Consider the following 16,131-nt stretch of genomic DNA (forward strand, 5'->3'; position numbering starts at 1 on the left):
AAGCACTGTGCTTGGATCGGGATATTAAGTTCGACCAGATGTCGCAAAGCCCTTGCCGGATGGCCAGGCGGATGCCGTCGAGGGCCAAGTCAGGTAGAATGCGCGCCCGATTTATGGAGACCAACATGACCCTGCTCAAATTCAGCGATGTGTCCCTCGCATTCGGCGCCATGCCGCTGCTGGACAAAGTGTCCTGGCAGATCGCTCGTGGCGAGCGGGTGTGCATCATCGGCCGCAACGGCACCGGCAAGTCGAGCATGCTGCGCCTGGTCAAGGGCGAGCAGAAGGGCGACGACGGCGAAATCTGGCGTGCCCCGGGCCTGAAGATCGGCGAGCTGCCGCAGGAGCTGCCGGTGGCCGACGAGCGCACGGTGTTCGACGTGGTGGCCGCAGGCCTGGATGGTGTGGGCGATCTGCTGGCGCAGTTCCATCACCTGAGCCTGAACATCCAGGGTGATGAAGACCTGGAAAAACTCATGCACGTCCAGCACGAGCTGGAAGCCCGTGACGGCTGGCGCCTGCAGCAGGTGGTGGAAAGCACCCTCAGCCGCCTGCAGCTGCCGGCCGACAAGACCCTGGCCGAACTGTCCGGTGGCTGGCGCCGCCGCGTGCTGCTGGCCCAGGCGCTGGTGTCGGAGCCCGACCTGCTGCTGCTCGACGAGCCGACCAACCACCTGGACATCGGTGCCATCGCCTGGCTCGAAGAGGCCCTGCGCGGCTTCAATGGCGCGGTATTGTTCATCACCCACGACCGTTCGTTCCTGCAGAACCTGGCCACCCGCATCCTGGAACTGGACCGCGGCGGCCTGATCGACTGGAACGGCGACTATGCCAGCTTCCTGGTGCACAAGGAGGCCGCACTGGCCGCCGAGGAAACCGCCAACGCGTTGTTCGACAAGCGTCTGGCCCAGGAAGAGGTATGGATTCGCCAGGGCATCAAGGCCCGCCGTACCCGCAACGAAGGCCGCGTACGCGCACTGAAGGCCCTGCGCGTGGAGCGCAGCGAACGCCGCGAGCGCCAGGGCAAGGCCAATATCCAGATCGAGGCGGCGGAAAAGTCTGGCAAGCAGGTAATGGTGCTGGAGAACGTCAGCTTCCATCACCCGGAAGGGCCTGTGCTGGTCAAGGACTTCTCCATGGTTCTGCAGCGTGAGGACCGCATCGGCCTGCTGGGCGCGAATGGTACCGGCAAGACCACGTTGCTAAAGCTGATGCTCGGTGACCTGGAGCCGACCGCAGGCAAGGTCGAGCGCGGCACCAAGCTGGAAGTGGCCTATTTCGACCAGATGCGCCACCAGCTCGACCTGGAAAAGACCGTTATCGACAACCTGGCCGAAGGCCGGGACTTCATCGAGATCGACGGCCAGAACCGCCATGTGCTGAGCTACCTGGGCGATTTCCTGTTCAGCCCTCAGCGTGCCCGTACGCCGGTCAAGGCGCTCTCGGGTGGCGAGCGGGCACGGCTGTTGCTGGCCAAGCTGTTCAGCAAGCCGGCCAACCTGCTGGTGCTTGACGAGCCGACCAACGACCTGGACGTGGAAACCCTCGAGCTGCTCGAGGAGGTGCTGTCCAACTACAAGGGCACCGTGCTGATGGTCAGCCACGACCGGGCCTTCCTCGACAACGTCGTCACCAGCACCCTGGTGTTCGAAGGCGAGGGCAAGGTGCGTGAATACGTCGGTGGTTACGAGGACTGGATTCGCCAAGGGGGCTCACCGAAGCTGCTGGGCGTGACCGAGAGCAAGGGCGGCAAGTCCGAGCTCAACAGCGCGGTGGTGGAGAAGGTAGAGGCCAAGCCGGCGCCTGCGCAGGTTGCAGTGGTGGCTGATGGTTCGAAGAAGAAGCTCAGCTACAAGCTGCAACGTGAGCTGGAAATGCTGCCGGGGCAGATCGACGAGCTGGAGCAGCGCATGGCCGAGGCCCAGGAAGAAGTGAATGCGGCGGGCTTCTATCAGCGGCCGATTGCGGAAACGTCGGCAGTGCTGGCGAAGATCGAGAAGCTGCAGGGTGAGCTGGATGTGCTGGTGGAGCGCTGGGCCGAGCTGGAAGGCTGATCGGCGTTAGCCTGGCCCGGCCTCTTCGCGGGTTCACCCGCTCCCGCAAGGACCGCACCGCTGTTGAGCGCGGTGCAGTACCTGTGGGAGCGGGTTCACCCGCGAAAGGGCCGGCACAGGTTGAATCATTCCTTCTTCTGCAACCGCACCGCCAGTACATCGCACGGCGCGCCATGCAGCACGTCATTGGCCGTGGAGCCCAGCAGCAATGCCAGGCCATGCCGGCCATGGCTGCCGACCACGATCAGGTCGCACTTCTGGTCCTTGGCCAGTTGGTGAATCTCCTGGCGGGGCTGGCCATAGGTCAGGTGCGAGTCGCCGCGGTGGATGTCCGGGTATTTGTTGAACAGGCGGTCCATGCGTTCCTTGGCCTGGTCGAACTGCTGCTGTTGCAGCTGCGACAGGTCCATCGGCACGTCGCCGCCGAACGCCATGGCCATCGGCTCGACGATGTGTACCAGCGAAACCTTGGCATTCGACGGCGCGGCCAGCGCCATGGCGCGCTTGATCACCGGGTCGCATTCTTCGGTCAGGTCGACGGCGACCAGAAGATGTTCGTAGGACATGAGCGGAACTCCTGACAATCGCGATAGAAGAAGTATGGTCGCTTTCGGGCGGGTCTTCCGTGAAAAATGGCTAACCAGCTCATTTGCAACGTTTTATGGGAACTACTGATATGACGGTATTGCTGGTGGTGTCAATCCTCGCGCTGATTCTCAGCCCGCTTTCCTGGCTGCGCACCTCGCGCAAGCAGAGCGAGCAGATGAAGCTGCGCCTGGAGGCTCGGCGCATGGGTTTGGCCATGCAGCTGGCGCCGCAGCAGTGGCCGCACTGGCTGGAAAAGCAGCCGCCAAGCCCGTGCCCGCAATACCACCGGGCCCGTCGCCGCGGGCATGAGGACAGCTTCTGCTTCTGGCAGATCACCCCGGGGGTGTGGTGGAACCAGTGGCGTGAACCCTGCGAGGACCCACGCTTCATGGAGGCCTTGGCACGCTTGCCTGCGAGTGTCTACAAGGTCGAGGCCGATGCCCGGATGATCGCGCTGTACTGGACCGAGCGGGGTGATACCGCTGTGTTGCAGGATATTGCCCACGTCCTCGAAACCCTGGCCTGAACTCCAGCCTCTGCTTCACTGGTGACGCCTGTAGGAGCAGCCTTGTGCTGCGAAGAGGCCTGTATGCCTGATACAGATGGCTGGATGTGTCGACCCTTTCGCAGCGCAAGGCTGCTCCTACAGGCACGGCGCATCTCCTGACGGCGTTAAACGACAAAGCGGCGGCTTGGCCGACCCCTGAAGGGGTGGGGTGCCAAGTCGCCGCTTTGCGTTCTGCTGCGCAGAAAAGGCCAGGCAGGCCGGGTATGCATTCAAGCAAGTGCCAGTGTAGCCGTTGGAGACCGCCGCGCAAGGCAAAAGCTGCAGCATTCTTCTGCGGTTCATGGTCAATCGCCGACATGAATGGTCAGCAATCACTGTCATCATGTTTTGTACCGGGACGCTACAGAATGACCGGAAAGTCGTGTTTTCACCTTGCTCGCGAGCATTTGACAACGCCGATCTTTTCGGAGAATGTGTGCACACCCAAATCAAACGGGCGTATGAATTGAGCGTTTGTATGTCATGACGCCAAGCCATACTTCCGACTAGCGCGCTGACGGGTGTGCCTGGGGCAGGGCAGCTAGGCCTGCTTTTGCTGCAGCGATCGGCGTGTACAGTTCAGCTTCCATATCGTGGAGATCAGTTGATGATTTACGAAGGTAAAGCCATCACGGTTAAGGCTCTTGAAAGTGGCATCGTCGAGCTCAAGTTCGACCTCAAGGGTGAGTCCGTCAACAAGTTCAACCGCCTGACCCTGAACGAACTGCGCCAGGCCGTCGATGCCATCCAGGCCGACGCCTCGGTCAAGGGCGTGATCGTCAGCAGTGGCAAGGACGTGTTCATCGTCGGCGCCGACATCACCGAGTTCGTCGACAACTTCAAGCTGCCCGAGGCCGAACTGGTCGCCGGCAACCTGGAAGCCAACCGCATTTTCAACGCCTTCGAAGACCTCGAAGTGCCGACCGTCGCCGCCATCAACGGCATCGCCCTGGGCGGCGGCCTAGAAATGTGCCTGGCCGCCGACTACCGGGTCATGTCCACCAGCGCCAAGATCGGCCTGCCGGAAGTCAAGCTGGGTATCTACCCGGGCTTCGGCGGCACCGTGCGCCTGCCGCGCCTGATCGGTTCGGACAACGCCATCGAATGGATCGCCGCCGGCAAGGAAAACCGTGCCGAGGACGCCCTGAAAGTGGGTGCCGTCGACGCCGTGGTTGCGCCTGAACTGCTGATGGCCGGTGCCCTTGACCTGGTCAAACGCGCCATCAGTGGCGAGCTGGACTACAAGGCCAAGCGCCAGCCCAAGCTGGAAAAGCTCAAGCTCAACGCCATCGAGCAGATGATGGCCTTCGAGACTGCCAAGGGCTTCGTCGCCGGCCAGGCCGGCCCTAACTACCCAGCCCCGGTCGAAGCCATCAAGACCATCCAGAAGGCTGCCAACTTCGGTCGTGACAAGGCCCTGGAAGTCGAAGCCGCAGGCTTCGCCAAGCTGGCCAAGACCTCGGTTGCCGAAAGCCTGATCGGCCTGTTCCTCAACGACCAGGAACTCAAGCGCAAGGCCAAGGCGCATGACGAAATCGCCCACGACGTGAAGCAGGCCGCCGTGCTCGGCGCCGGCATCATGGGTGGCGGCATCGCCTATCAGTCGGCGGTCAAGGGCACCCCGATCCTGATGAAGGATATCCGCGAGGAAGCCATCCAGCTGGGCCTGAACGAGGCCTCCAAGCTGCTCGGCAATCGCGTCGAGAAGGGCCGCCTGACCCCGGCCAAGATGGCCGAGGCACTCAACGCCATTCGCCCGACCCTGTCCTATGGCGACTTCGCCAATGTCGACATCGTCGTCGAGGCCGTGGTCGAGAACCCGAAAGTCAAGCAGGCCGTGCTGGCTGAAGTGGAAGCCCAGGTGAAGGACGATGCGATCCTCGCTTCCAACACCTCGACCATTTCCATCAACCTGCTGGCCAAGGCGCTCAAGCGCCCGGAAAACTTCGTCGGCATGCACTTCTTCAACCCGGTGCACATGATGCCGCTGGTGGAAGTCATCCGTGGCGAGAAGTCCAGTGAAGTGGCGGTTGCCACCACCGTGGCCTACGCCAAGAAAATGGGCAAGAACCCGATCGTGGTCAACGACTGCCCGGGCTTCCTGGTCAACCGCGTGCTGTTCCCGTACTTCGGCGGCTTCGCCAAGCTGGTAAGCGCCGGTGTCGACTTCGTGCGTATCGACAAGGTCATGGAGAAGTTCGGCTGGCCGATGGGCCCGGCGTACCTGATGGACGTGGTCGGCATCGACACCGGCCACCACGGCCGCGACGTGATGGCCGAAGGGTTCCCGGACCGCATGAAGGACGAGCGCCGCTCGGCCGTTGACGCACTGTACGAGGCCAACCGCCTGGGGCAGAAGAACGGCAAGGGCTTCTACGCCTACGAAACCGACAAGCGCGGCAAGCCGAAGAAGGTCGCCGACGCCACCGTGCTCGACGTGCTCAAGCCGATCGTCTACGAGCAGCGTGAAGTCACCGACGAAGACATCATCAACTGGATGATGGTCCCGCTGTGCCTGGAGACCGTGCGCTGCCTGGAAGACGGCATCGTCGAAACCGCTGCCGAAGCCGACATGGGTCTGGTCTACGGCATTGGTTTCCCTCCCTTCCGCGGTGGTGCGCTGCGCTACATCGACTCGATCGGTGTGGCCGAATTCGTTGCCCTGGCCGATCAATACGCCGACCTGGGGCCGCTGTACCACCCGACCGCGAAGCTGCGTGAAATGGCCAAGAACGGCCAGCGCTTCTTCAACTGAGCGGTCAACGAGCTAGAGCGAGAGATTTGATATGAGCCTGAATCCAAGAGACGTGGTGATTGTCGACTTCGGTCGCACGCCGATGGGCCGCTCCAAGGGTGGCATGCACCGCAATACCCGCGCCGAAGACATGTCGGCGCACCTGATCAGCAAGCTGTTGGAACGCAACGACAAGGTCGACCCGAAAGAAGTCGAGGACGTGATCTGGGGCTGCGTCAACCAGACCCTCGAGCAGGGCTGGAACATCGCCCGCATGGCCTCGCTGATGACCCAGATCCCGCACACTTCCGCGGCGCAGACCGTCAGCCGCCTGTGCGGCTCGTCGATGAGCGCGCTGCACACCGCCGCCCAGGCGATCATGACCGGCAACGGTGATGTGTTCGTGGTCGGTGGCGTGGAGCACATGGGCCACGTCAGCATGATGCATGGCGTCGACCCCAACCCGCACCTGTCCTTGCATGCTGCCAAGGCTTCCGGGATGATGGGCCTGACCGCGGAAATGCTCGGCAAGATGCACGGCATCACCCGTGAGCAGCAGGACCTGTTCGGCCTGCGTTCGCACCAGCTGGCCCACAAGGCCACGGTAGAAGGCAAGTTCAAGGATGAAATCATCCCGATGCAGGGCTACGACGAGAACGGCTTCCTGAAGGTGTTCGATTTCGACGAAACCATTCGCCCGGAAACCACCCTCGAAGGCCTGGCATCGCTGAAGCCGGCGTTCAACCCGAAAGGCGGTACCGTAACTGCCGGTACCTCGTCGCAGATCACCGACGGTGCATCGTGCATGATCGTCATGTCCGGCCAGCGCGCCATGGACCTGGGTATCCAGCCATTGGCGGTCATCCGTTCCATGGCGGTAGCTGGTGTCGACCCGGCAATCATGGGCTACGGCCCGGTGCCATCGACCCAGAAAGCCCTCAAGCGTGCTGGCCTGACCATGGCCGACATCGACTTCATCGAGCTCAACGAAGCCTTCGCTGCACAGGCCCTGCCAGTGCTGAAAGACTTGAAAGTACTCGACAAGATGGATGAGAAGGTTAACCTGCACGGCGGCGCCATTGCCTTGGGCCACCCGTTCGGTTGCTCCGGGGCACGGATTTCCGGCACCCTGCTCAACGTCATGAAGCAGAATGGCGGTACCCTGGGAGTGGCGACCATGTGTGTCGGCCTCGGCCAAGGTATCACCACTGTCTTCGAACGCGTCTGATCGCGTAGCGGGACAGCGACCGGGGCCTTGTGCCCCGGTTTTGTTTTTTACAGGTTTTATTCAAGAGGGTGGGCAACATGCAGATACAACCAGGCGTATACCGGCATTACAAAGGGCCTGAGTACCGTGTCTTCAGTGTTGCGCGGCACTCCGAGAGCGAAGAGTGGATGGTGTTCTACCAATGCCTGTATGGTGATTACAGCTTCTGGGTACGGCCACTTTCGATGTTCCAGGAGTCCGTCGAGGTTGACGGCGAGCAGGTGCCACGCTTTGCTTTGGTCAAGGCCGAAGAGGGGCTGCCCGGGTTGCTGGGCAAGTCGCACGAGTGATAGTCCGAACTTGACCTCACACTTTTGCCACTATATATAGCGGTGCCGCGTCTGGCACCAGACGCGTTTTTCATCTTCAGATTCAGGAATACTCCGATCCATGGGCAAATCGCTGGTCATTGTGGAATCCCCGGCCAAGGCCAAGACCATCAACAAGTACCTGGGCAACCAGTACGTGGTGAAGTCGAGTATCGGCCATATCCGAGACCTCCCCACCAGCGGTTCGGCCAGCGCCAGCAAAGAGCCAGCCGCCAAGCGTGGCAAGGCCGCGGGTGAGGCTCCGGCCCTGTCGCCGAAGGAAAAGGCCCGCCGCCAGCTGGTGGCACGCATGGGCGTCGACCCCGACCACGGCTGGAAGGCCAAGTACGAGATCCTGCCTGGCAAGGAAAAGGTGATCGAAGAGCTGCGCCGCCTGGCGAAGGACGCCGACACCATCTATCTCGCAACCGACTTGGACCGCGAAGGGGAAGCCATTGCCTGGCACCTGCGCGAGGCCATCGGCGGCGACGACACCCGCTACAAGCGCGTGGTGTTCAACGAAATCACCAAGAAGGCCATCCAGGAAGCCTTCTCGCAGCCGGGCGAGCTGGATATCGACCGGGTCAACGCGCAGCAGGCGCGGCGTTTCCTCGACCGCGTGGTCGGCTACATGGTTTCGCCGCTGCTGTGGGCCAAGATCGCCCGTGGCCTGTCCGCCGGCCGTGTACAGTCGGTGGCGGTGAAGCTGGTGGTGGAGCGCGAGCGTGAAATCCGCGCGTTCATCCCGGAAGAGTACTGGGAAATCCACGCCGACCTCGGCACCGCCAAGAACGCCAAGGTGCGTTTCGAAGTGGCCCGCGAGAAGGGTGAGGCCTTCAAGCCGCTGAACGAAGCCCAGGCCATGGCCGCGCTGGAGAAGCTCAAGGCTTCCAGCTACAGCGTGGTCAAGCGCGAAGACCGCCCGACCAGCAGCAAGCCGTCGGCACCGTTCATTACCTCCACCTTGCAGCAGGCCGCCAGCAACCGTCTGGGCTTCGGTGTGAAGAAAACCATGATGATGGCCCAGCGCTTGTACGAAGCCGGCTACATCACCTACATGCGTACCGACTCGACCAACCTGTCGGCCGACGCCCTGGATATGGCGCGCAGCTACATCGAGCGCGAGTTCGGCAAGCAGTACCTGCCCGAGGCACCGCTGGTGTACGGCAGCAAGGAAGGTGCCCAGGAGGCGCACGAAGCGATTCGTCCTTCCGACGTGAACACCCACCCGAGCAAGCTCAGTGGCATGGAGCGTGACGCCGAGCGCCTGTATGAGCTGATCTGGCGCCAGTTCCTGGCCTGCCAGATGCCGCCGGCGCAATACCTGTCCACCAGCGTCACCGTGGCTGCAGGCGACTTCGAGTTGCGTGCCAAGGGCCGTATCCTCAAGTTCGACGGTTACACCCGTGTGCTGCCGCAACAGAGCAAGCCTGGCGAAGACGACGTGTTGCCGGAAATGGTCCAGGGCGAAGCGCTGAAGCTGATCCAGATCGACCCGAGCCAGCACTTCACCAAGCCACCGGCGCGCTTCACCGAAGCCAGCCTGGTCAAGGAAATGGAAAAGCGCGGCATCGGTCGCCCGTCGACCTATGCGGCGATCATTTCGACCATTCAGGACCGTGGCTATGTGACTCTGCACAACCGCCGCTTCTATTCCGAGAAGATGGGCGACATCGTCACCGAGCGCCTGTCCGAAAGCTTCTCCAACCTGATGGACTACGGCTTTACCGCCGACATGGAAGAGAACCTCGACGACGTGGCCCAGGGCGAGCGTGACTGGAAGAACGTGCTCGACGAGTTCTACGGCGACTTCAGCAAGAAACTGCAGACCGCCGAGTCCAGCGAAGACGGCATGCGCGCCAACCAACCGACCATGACCAACATTCCGTGCAAGGAATGTGGCCGGCCGATGATGATCCGCACCGCCTCCACCGGCGTGTTCCTCGGTTGCTCGGGCTACAGCCTGCCGCCGAAAGAGCGCTGCAAGGCCACCGTCAACCTGGTGCCGGGCGACGAGATTGCCGCCGACGACGAGGGCGAATCGGAATCCCGCGTGTTGCTGGGCAAGCACCGCTGCCCGATCTGCGCCACGGCGATGGATGCCTACCTGCTGGACGAGAAGCACAAGCTGCACATCTGCGGTAACAACCCGGATTGCGCTGGCTACGAGATCGAGGAAGGCAACTACCGCATCAAGGGATACGAAGGGCCGAGCCTGGAGTGCGACAAGTGTGGCAGCGAGATGCAGTTGAAGACTGGCCGCTTCGGCAAGTTCTTCGGTTGCACCAACCCGGCGTGCAAGAACACTCGCAAACTGCTCAAGAGCGGCGAGGCGGCGCCACCGAAGATGGACAAGGTGGACATGCCGGAGCTCAAGTGCGAGAAGGTCGACGATACCTACGTGCTGCGTGATGGCGCTTCGGGGCTGTTCCTGGCAGCCAGCCAGTTCCCCAAGAATCGCGAAACCCGTGCACCGCTGGTGCTGGAAATCGTTCCACACAAACACGAGATTGATCCGAAGTACCACTTCCTGTGCGATGCGCCGCAGAAAGACCCGGAAGGCCGCCCTGCAGTTATCCGCTACAGCCGCAAGACCAAGGAGCAGTATGTGCAGTCCGAGGTTGATGGCAAGCCGACCGGCTGGAAGGCGTTCTACGACGGCAATGCGTGGAAGGTTGAAGACAAGCGCTGATTCTTCATCAGTCTCTGACCTGCGCGCGCCCTTGTAGGAGCGGCCTTGTGTCGCGAAAGGGCTGCAAAGCAGCCCCAGGATTTCAGCGCAGATGCACAAATTGCTGGGGCTGCTTTGCAGCCCTTTCGCGACACAAGGCCGCTCCTACAGCTGACCGCGTTAACCGGTCAGGCGGGGCAAGCCTGCGAAGGGGCGCAAAGCGGCCCCAATCATTTATGATGCAGCTATCCGCTTTGCAGCCTTAGGGAGGTCACTGAAATGGCCCAGGAACTCTACACCCGCACCAATCAGAAACTGTTCTTTGCCGGCCTCGCCCTGGAGTCCATGGCCAAGGCCGAACAAAGCCAGGCCATGAATGCCCAGGGCCTGGTCCAGGCCGAACGCGAGTCGGCGCTGTTCCATCTCTACGGCGCACTGCTGGGCCTGTGTCATGAAATTGGTGGCTTCTACCGCCTGCCAGTTGTTGCAACGGTCGAGCAGGCACTGGCTGACGACGCCCTGAACGGTATCGCCATCCCGGAAGTGGCGGAGCTGTTGGAGCTGGCCCGCCAGCGCGAAACCTGGCTGGCACAAATGCTTGGTGCTTATGCCGATTTGTTCCGACCACCGGTCGCGAAAAAAACGCCGAAAACCGACGTTACCCAGCCATTGATTCAGGCGGTCAATCTCGATGAGCCCGAGCATCCGGCGCTGTCGCATGCCGAACTGGAAAGCTGGCGCAGCGACCTCAAAGGCCTGGTGAGACGTTTCCGTGACGCGTTGAGTGAGTGCTGATAGCTGCTACGGCTGGTACAATGCTGGCCTTTCGCGGAGAACTGCCATTTATGTCTACGTCGTTTCTGGAAATTGTCGAGTTGCCTGATGGCCGCATCGAACTGCGTCGCGCCGAGGATGAGGGCTCTCTGGTAACCCTGGATTTCTCGGAAGACGCCAAGGCGTTCCTGCAGGGTCAGCATGTGGAAGTGGCCAAGGCCATGCTCAGCGTGGGCGTACAGATGGCCGGTCGCCTGATGGATGGCGAGCTTGAGCGTGATGAAGGGCCGCGAGTGCTGCACTGACGTGCAGCAGGGCATCAGGTTTATGCAGTGACAGGCAAAGCCTGAACATCAGCCGAGGCGGATGTTCAGGCTTTGTGCGTTTCCGGCACTGGCAGCGCGCAGCAATTGCTGGCGCGCAGTGGCGTTGACATTGCCCAGCCAGCTGACGACGGTGTGGCTGCGACCCAGACGCAAGGCTTCGCAGGCCAGTTGAAGCGGGCTTTGATTGCCACGAGGTTGCAGCAGCAGGATGCGTTCACGGTTGAGCCCGGCATCGCGCAGCCAGGCCTGGGTCAGGCTCGACGGCGGGGCGATCAGGGTCAGCCAGCGGGTCTCGTCCTCTTCGCTCAGTTCGCGCAGCACGGGTGCCAGCAGGCTTTGGCAATGCCCGGGGGCTCCGCGCAGCGACAGTTCGCTGAACAGCTCGGGCTGGCTGCTCTTGCGCGGCACTTCGCTGGCTTTCAGGCCAGGCAGTACGGGCTGGGCGAGGAATGCTTCGAACAATGGCAACTGAGCTTGCTCGGGTACGTGAATGAACTGCTGCATGACGCCTCCTGGATCAGCGGCGAATGACGCCGACGCTCAAGCCCTCGATCACCAGCTCCTGTTCTTTCAGGTCGACTTCGATGGGGGCGAATTCGGGGTTTTCGGCAAGCAGCCACACCTTGCTGCCTTCGCGCTTGAAGCGCTTGACGGTGACTTCGTCGCCGATGCGGGCCACGACGATCTGGCCATTGCGGGCTTCGCGGCAGGTGTGTACCGCCAGCAGGTCGCCATCGAAGATGCCGACGTCCTTCATGCTCATGCCGTGTACGCGCAGCAGATAGTCGGCCTGGGGGTGGAAGAAGTCGGGGTTGATGTTGCAGGATTGCTCGATGTGCTGTTCGGCAAGGATCGGCGCACCGGCGGCAACTCGGCCGATGATTGGCAGGCCGTTTTCTTCGGCCTTGGCTTCCAGGCCGGGGATGCGAATACCACGGGAGGCGCCCGGGGTCATCTCGATCGCGCCCTTGCGGGCGAGGGCCTTGAGGTGTTCCTCGGCGGCGTTGGGCGACTTGAAGCCCAGCTCCTGAGCAATCTCGGCGCGCGTCGGCGGGAAGCCGTTGTCTTCCAGGCAACGCTTGATGAACGCGAGAATTTCGGCTTGGCGTGGCGTCAGTTTCAACATGGTGAGCGCTCTGTCTTTTTGTACAGTGACTGGGATTATATACAGTACTGGATGCGCTGCAAGCCAAAACCTGCAATAAACAGCAGCAATGGCGCTTGCAGCCACCCGCCTGGCGTTTTTAAATGGCGACCGACCGGTCACCGAGCCTTGACAGAAGCAGGGCTGAAACGTATGTTTCAAACACCTGTTTGTCTGGCGGAGTAGTCGGAGTAGTCATGGCCCAATCGGAAACCGTTGAACGCATTCTCGATGCTGCCGAGCAGCTGTTCGCGGAAAGGGGGTTCGCAGAAACCTCGTTGCGGCTGATTACCAGCAAGGCCGGGGTCAACCTGGCGGCAGTCAACTATCATTTCGGTTCCAAGAAGGCCCTGATCCAGGCAGTGTTCTCGCGTTTCCTCGGGCCGTTCTGCGCCAGCCTCGAACGTGAGCTGGAGCGGCGCCAGGCCAAGCCTGAGCACAAGCCGAGCCTCGAGGAGCTGCTGGAAATGCTGGTCGAGCAGGCTTTGGCCGTGCAGCCGCGCAGCAACAACGACCTGTCGATCTTCATGCGCCTGCTGGGCCTGGCCTTCAGCCAGAGCCAGGGCCACCTGCGGCGTTACCTGGAAGACATGTACGGCAAGGTGTTCCGCCGCTACATGCTGCTGGTCAACGAGGCCGCGCCGCGCATTCCGCCGCTGGAGCTGTTCTGGCGCGTGCACTTCATGCTTGGTGCTGCCGCCTTCAGCATGTCTGGTATCAAGGCCCTGCGGGCGATTGCCGAGACCGATTTCGGGATCAACACTTCGATCGAGCAGGTAATGCGCCTGATGGTGCCGTTCCTGGCTGCGGGCATGCGTGCCGATAGCGGTGTAACCGACGACGCCATGGCCGCCGCGCAGCTGCGCCCGCGCACCAAGACCAGCGCAGGCGCCACCACCGCCAAGGCCTGAAGGCTGGGCGGGGCAGGGCGCTTCGGCTAAGCTAGCGCCCATGCCCGACCTCGACTTCCTGCACATTTCCCTCGCCGATCAGCGCCTTTATGGTTTCGCCGATGGCCAGCTGCGCGTACGCCTGCCGGTTTCAACGGCGCGCAACGGCGCCGGCGAGCGCAACGGCTCGGGTTGCACGCCGTGTGGCTTGCACCAGGTGCGAGCGAAGATCGGCGCGGGCTTGCCGCTGAATGCGGTATTGGCCGGGCGGCGCTGGACCGGCGAGGTGTGGTCGCCGGCCTTGCATGCGCAATACCCCGGCCGGGACTGGATCCTCACCCGCATCCTCTGGCTTAGTGGCTGCGAGCCGGGTGTCAACCGCCTGGGTGCGGTCGACACCTTCCGCCGTTATATCTACCTGCACGGCACCCCGGATACGGAACCCTTGGGCGTAGCGCTGTCCCATGGATGCATACGCCTGCGCAACATCGATTTGCTAAGCCTGTTCGAGCAGGTGCCGGCTCATTGCCCGGTGCGCATCGAGCAGGCCGCCTGCCCCCAGTGGGCTTCTCTCAGTCTTCAATGAAGGATTACCCATGACTGTCAGCCTGCAAGGCTCCCTGATGGTGGATATCGCCGGTAAATGGCTGACCGCCGAAGACCGTCACCTGCTGCGCCAACCTGAAGTGGCTGGCCTGATCATTTTTGCCCGCAACATCGACAGCCCGCGCCAGGTGCGTGAACTGTGCGCGTCGATCCGTGCCATCCGGCCCGACCTGATCCTGGCGGTGGACCAGGAGGGCGGCCGGGTGCAGCGCCTGCGCCAGGGCTTTGTGCGCCTGCCGGCCATGCGAGCGCTGGCCGACAATGACAACGCCGAGTACCTGGCCGAGCAGTGCGGTTGGTTGATGGCGACCGAGGTGCTGTCGGTTGGCCTGGACCTCAGCTTTGCCCCGGTACTCGACCTGGACCACCAGCGCAGCGCCGTGGTGGGCAGCCGCGCCTTCGAGGGTGACCCGCTGCGTGCCACGCAACTGGCCGGGGCGTTCATCCGTGGCATGAATGCGGCGGGCATGGCGGCTTGTGGCAAGCACTTCCCGGGGCATGGCTGGGCCGAAGCGGACTCGCATGTGGCCATCCCGACCGATGAGCGCAGCCTCGAACAGCTGCGCCAGGCCGACCTGGTGCCGTTCACCCGCCTGAGCGGGCAATTGGCGGCAGTGATGCCGGCGCATGTCATCTACCCGCAGGTCGACAACCAGCCGGCTGGCTTCTCGCGGCGCTGGTTGCAGGACATCCTGCGTGGCGAGCTGGGTTTTGACGGGGTGATCTTCAGTGACGATTTGTCGATGGCCGGCGCACATGTTGTCGGGGATGCGGCGAGCCGCATCGAAGCAGCACTGAGCGCCGGTTGTGATATGGGGCTGGTTTGCAATGATCGGGCGGCTGCGGAGCTGGCACTGAGTGCGGCACAACGCATGAAGGTAAAACCTTCGCCACGCATCGCAGGCATGCGCGGGCAAGGGTTTGCGCGGACTGACTATCGTCAGCAGCCTCGTTGGCAGCAGGCATTGTCCGCGTTGAAGGACGCTCAACTGGTCGACTGACGAGGCTCCACCCTGCTCGGTCCGAGACAGGATCCTGCGTTTTCGATGTGCGTATTGCGTGAGTGCACCGGGAAATGTGCCCCGGTGTACCAGGCAGCACGCATTCCAGAGACTCGGGCAAAGCGGAGATTTCTCCGCTTCGCCCGTAATGGGTTTCTGATATTCGATTAGAGGATTTTGTAATGACAGTTTGTATGCAGGGGGCCTTGATGGCCGATATCGAAGGCACGGGGCTGACGCCTGAGGATCGTCGGTTATTGCTCCAGCCTGAAGTAGCTGGTTTGATCATCTTTGCTCGTAATATTGCCCACCCGCGTCAGGTGCGGGAGCTGTGCGCTTCGGTCCGTGCTTTGCGCCCTGACCTGATCATTGCGGTCGATCAGGAAGGTGGGCGGGTGCAACGCTTGCGTGAAGGGTTCGTCAGGTTGCCATCCATGCGGCAGATCGCCCAGAGCGATGATGCCGAGCGTTTGGCCGGGCATTGTGGCTGGTTGATGGCAACCGAGGTGCTGGCGATCGGGCTGGATTTGAGTTTTGCTCCTGTGCTCGATCTGGATCATGGGCGCAGTGCAGTCATTGGTGCACGTGCCTTCGATGGTGATCCTGAGCGTGTCACTCAGCTGGGTGGGGCGTTCATCCGTGGCATGACTGCAGCGGGCATGGCAGCCTGCGGCAAGCATTTTCCTGGGCATGGCTGGGCTGAGGCCGATTCGCATGTGGCCATTCCCGTAGATGATCGCAGCCTGGATGAACTGCGCAAGACGGACCTGGTGCCATTTACCCGATTGGCACGCCAGCTGTCGGCAGTGATGCCTGCACATGTGATCTATCCCCAGGTCGATAGTAAGCCCGCCGGTTTTTCGAGGCGCTGGCTTCAGGACATTCTAAGGGGGGAGCTTGGCTTCGATGGCGTGATTTTCAGTGATGATCTGTCCATGGCCGGTGCCCATGTGGTCGGAGATGTTGCTGGTCGCGTCGAGGCTGCTTTCGGTGCGGGATGTGACGTGGCCCTGGTATGTAATGACCGGGCTTCGGCAGAGCTCGCACTGCTGGCTGCGCAGCGCTTGAAAGTCAAGCCATCGCCGCGCCTTGCTCGGATGCGAGGCTTCAGTTTTGCGCGCACTGACTATCGCCAGCAGCCACGGTGGCTGGAGGCGTTGGGGGCGTTGCGGGAGGCGCAGTTGGTCGATTGACCGCGCCGGCCCCTTCGCGGGCATGCCC

15 protein-coding genes are annotated in these 16,131 nt (G+C 62.2%); 12 read left to right on the forward strand and 3 right to left on the reverse strand.

Annotated elements, in window-relative coordinates:
- Window positions 1–125: 125 nt before the first annotated feature.
- Window positions 126–2,054, forward strand: a complete 1,929-nt coding sequence (locus tag E5221_RS09575; protein ID WP_024086579.1) for an ATP-binding cassette domain-containing protein — start codon at window positions 126–128, stop codon at window positions 2,052–2,054.
- Window positions 2,055–2,179: 125 nt separating this feature from the next.
- Here E5221_RS09575 and E5221_RS09580 read toward each other — a convergent pair whose 3' ends face one another.
- The gene (locus E5221_RS09580; RefSeq protein WP_013971709.1) at window positions 2,180–2,620 is read right to left on the reverse strand and encodes a universal stress protein; all 441 of its coding nucleotides are present in this window, start codon (window positions 2,618–2,620) and stop codon (window positions 2,180–2,182) included.
- A gap of 110 nt (window positions 2,621–2,730) precedes the next feature.
- On the opposite strand from E5221_RS09580, the gene E5221_RS09585 reads away from it, so the two are divergent.
- The 7 genes from E5221_RS09585 to E5221_RS09615 all read left to right on the forward strand — a co-directional run bounded on the left by E5221_RS09585 (window position 2,731) and on the right by E5221_RS09615 (window position 11,248).
- The gene (locus E5221_RS09585) at window positions 2,731–3,168 is read left to right on the forward strand and encodes a hypothetical protein (protein ID WP_123085238.1); all 438 of its coding nucleotides are present in this window, start codon (window positions 2,731–2,733) and stop codon (window positions 3,166–3,168) included.
- Between the two features lie 628 nt (window positions 3,169–3,796).
- Entirely contained in the window at window positions 3,797–5,944 is a 2,148-nt protein-coding gene (gene fadB, locus E5221_RS09590; RefSeq protein ID WP_015269529.1) for a fatty acid oxidation complex subunit alpha FadB, read from the forward strand.
- Between the two features lie 31 nt (window positions 5,945–5,975).
- Window positions 5,976–7,151 carry an acetyl-CoA C-acyltransferase FadA gene (fadA, locus tag E5221_RS09595; RefSeq protein ID WP_013971712.1) on the forward strand — a complete coding sequence of 392 codons (1,176 nt, stop codon included), beginning with the start codon at window positions 5,976–5,978 and terminating at the stop codon, window positions 7,149–7,151.
- 77 nt (window positions 7,152–7,228) lie between these two features.
- Window positions 7,229–7,480, forward strand: coding sequence for a DUF1653 domain-containing protein (locus E5221_RS09600; protein ID WP_023661154.1), 252 nt, complete (start codon window positions 7,229–7,231; stop codon window positions 7,478–7,480).
- Window positions 7,481–7,580: 100 nt separating this feature from the next.
- Window positions 7,581–10,190, forward strand: a complete 2,610-nt coding sequence (gene topA, locus E5221_RS09605; RefSeq protein ID WP_015269531.1) for a type I DNA topoisomerase — start codon at window positions 7,581–7,583, stop codon at window positions 10,188–10,190.
- 258 nt (window positions 10,191–10,448) lie between these two features.
- Window positions 10,449–10,964: a DUF6586 family protein gene (locus E5221_RS09610; protein ID WP_004376432.1), complete on the forward strand. Its 516-nt coding sequence runs from the start codon at window positions 10,449–10,451 to the stop codon at window positions 10,962–10,964.
- 50 nt (window positions 10,965–11,014) lie between these two features.
- Entirely contained in the window at window positions 11,015–11,248 is a 234-nt protein-coding gene (locus E5221_RS09615) for a hypothetical protein (protein ID WP_004376430.1), read from the forward strand.
- Window positions 11,249–11,296: 48 nt separating this feature from the next.
- Here E5221_RS09615 and sulA read toward each other — a convergent pair whose 3' ends face one another.
- Both sulA and lexA read right to left on the reverse strand, forming a co-directional pair.
- Window positions 11,297–11,773, reverse strand: a complete 477-nt coding sequence (sulA, locus tag E5221_RS09620; protein WP_182329967.1) for an SOS-induced cell division inhibitor SulA — start codon at window positions 11,771–11,773, stop codon at window positions 11,297–11,299.
- Window positions 11,774–11,786: 13 nt separating this feature from the next.
- Complete coding sequence (gene lexA / locus E5221_RS09625) at window positions 11,787–12,395, reverse strand: transcriptional repressor LexA (RefSeq protein ID WP_063913899.1); 609 nt, start codon at window positions 12,393–12,395, stop codon at window positions 11,787–11,789.
- A 215-nt stretch (window positions 12,396–12,610) separates the two neighbouring features.
- Between lexA and E5221_RS09630 the strand changes: the two genes are divergently transcribed.
- From E5221_RS09630 to nagZ (E5221_RS09645), 4 genes are all read left to right on the forward strand, one after another.
- A complete protein-coding gene (locus E5221_RS09630; protein ID WP_013971718.1) occupies window positions 12,611–13,324 on the forward strand; it encodes a TetR/AcrR family transcriptional regulator in 714 nt (237 codons plus the stop codon).
- Between the two features lie 40 nt (window positions 13,325–13,364).
- Window positions 13,365–13,889, forward strand: a complete 525-nt coding sequence (locus tag E5221_RS09635; protein ID WP_013971719.1) for a L,D-transpeptidase — start codon at window positions 13,365–13,367, stop codon at window positions 13,887–13,889.
- A 22-nt stretch (window positions 13,890–13,911) separates the two neighbouring features.
- Window positions 13,912–14,910 (forward strand): beta-N-acetylhexosaminidase, encoded by a 999-nt coding sequence (gene nagZ, locus E5221_RS09640; RefSeq protein ID WP_183596693.1) that lies wholly within the window; start codon window positions 13,912–13,914, stop codon window positions 14,908–14,910.
- A gap of 194 nt (window positions 14,911–15,104) precedes the next feature.
- Entirely contained in the window at window positions 15,105–16,103 is a 999-nt protein-coding gene (nagZ, locus tag E5221_RS09645; protein ID WP_247847730.1) for a beta-N-acetylhexosaminidase, read from the forward strand.
- The last annotated feature ends 28 nt before the right edge of the window (window positions 16,104–16,131 follow it).

This window comes from Pseudomonas sp. A2 (assembly GCF_023100865.1).
GTDB lineage: Bacteria > Pseudomonadota > Gammaproteobacteria > Pseudomonadales > Pseudomonadaceae > Aquipseudomonas > Aquipseudomonas asiatica.

Coding starts and splice junctions, on each gene's coding strand:
- nagZ (WP_247847730.1), top strand. CDS start 15,105: ATGCAGGGGGCCTTGATGGCCGATATCGAAGGCACGGGGCTGACGCCT.
- E5221_RS09635 (WP_013971719.1), top strand. CDS start 13,365: ATGCCCGACCTCGACTTCCTGCACATTTCCCTCGCCGATCAGCGCCTT.
- E5221_RS09585 (WP_123085238.1), top strand. CDS start 2,731: ATGACGGTATTGCTGGTGGTGTCAATCCTCGCGCTGATTCTCAGCCCG.
- fadB (WP_015269529.1), top strand. CDS start 3,797: ATGATTTACGAAGGTAAAGCCATCACGGTTAAGGCTCTTGAAAGTGGC.
- sulA (WP_182329967.1), bottom strand. CDS start 11,773: ATGCAGCAGTTCATTCACGTACCCGAGCAAGCTCAGTTGCCATTGTTC.
- E5221_RS09600 (WP_023661154.1), top strand. CDS start 7,229: ATGCAGATACAACCAGGCGTATACCGGCATTACAAAGGGCCTGAGTAC.
- E5221_RS09615 (WP_004376430.1), top strand. CDS start 11,015: ATGTCTACGTCGTTTCTGGAAATTGTCGAGTTGCCTGATGGCCGCATC.
- E5221_RS09630 (WP_013971718.1), top strand. CDS start 12,611: ATGGCCCAATCGGAAACCGTTGAACGCATTCTCGATGCTGCCGAGCAG.
- E5221_RS09580 (WP_013971709.1), bottom strand. CDS start 2,620: ATGTCCTACGAACATCTTCTGGTCGCCGTCGACCTGACCGAAGAATGC.
- topA (WP_015269531.1), top strand. CDS start 7,581: ATGGGCAAATCGCTGGTCATTGTGGAATCCCCGGCCAAGGCCAAGACC.
- E5221_RS09575 (WP_024086579.1), top strand. CDS start 126: ATGACCCTGCTCAAATTCAGCGATGTGTCCCTCGCATTCGGCGCCATG.
- lexA (WP_063913899.1), bottom strand. CDS start 12,395: ATGTTGAAACTGACGCCACGCCAAGCCGAAATTCTCGCGTTCATCAAG.
- fadA (WP_013971712.1), top strand. CDS start 5,976: ATGAGCCTGAATCCAAGAGACGTGGTGATTGTCGACTTCGGTCGCACG.
- E5221_RS09610 (WP_004376432.1), top strand. CDS start 10,449: ATGGCCCAGGAACTCTACACCCGCACCAATCAGAAACTGTTCTTTGCC.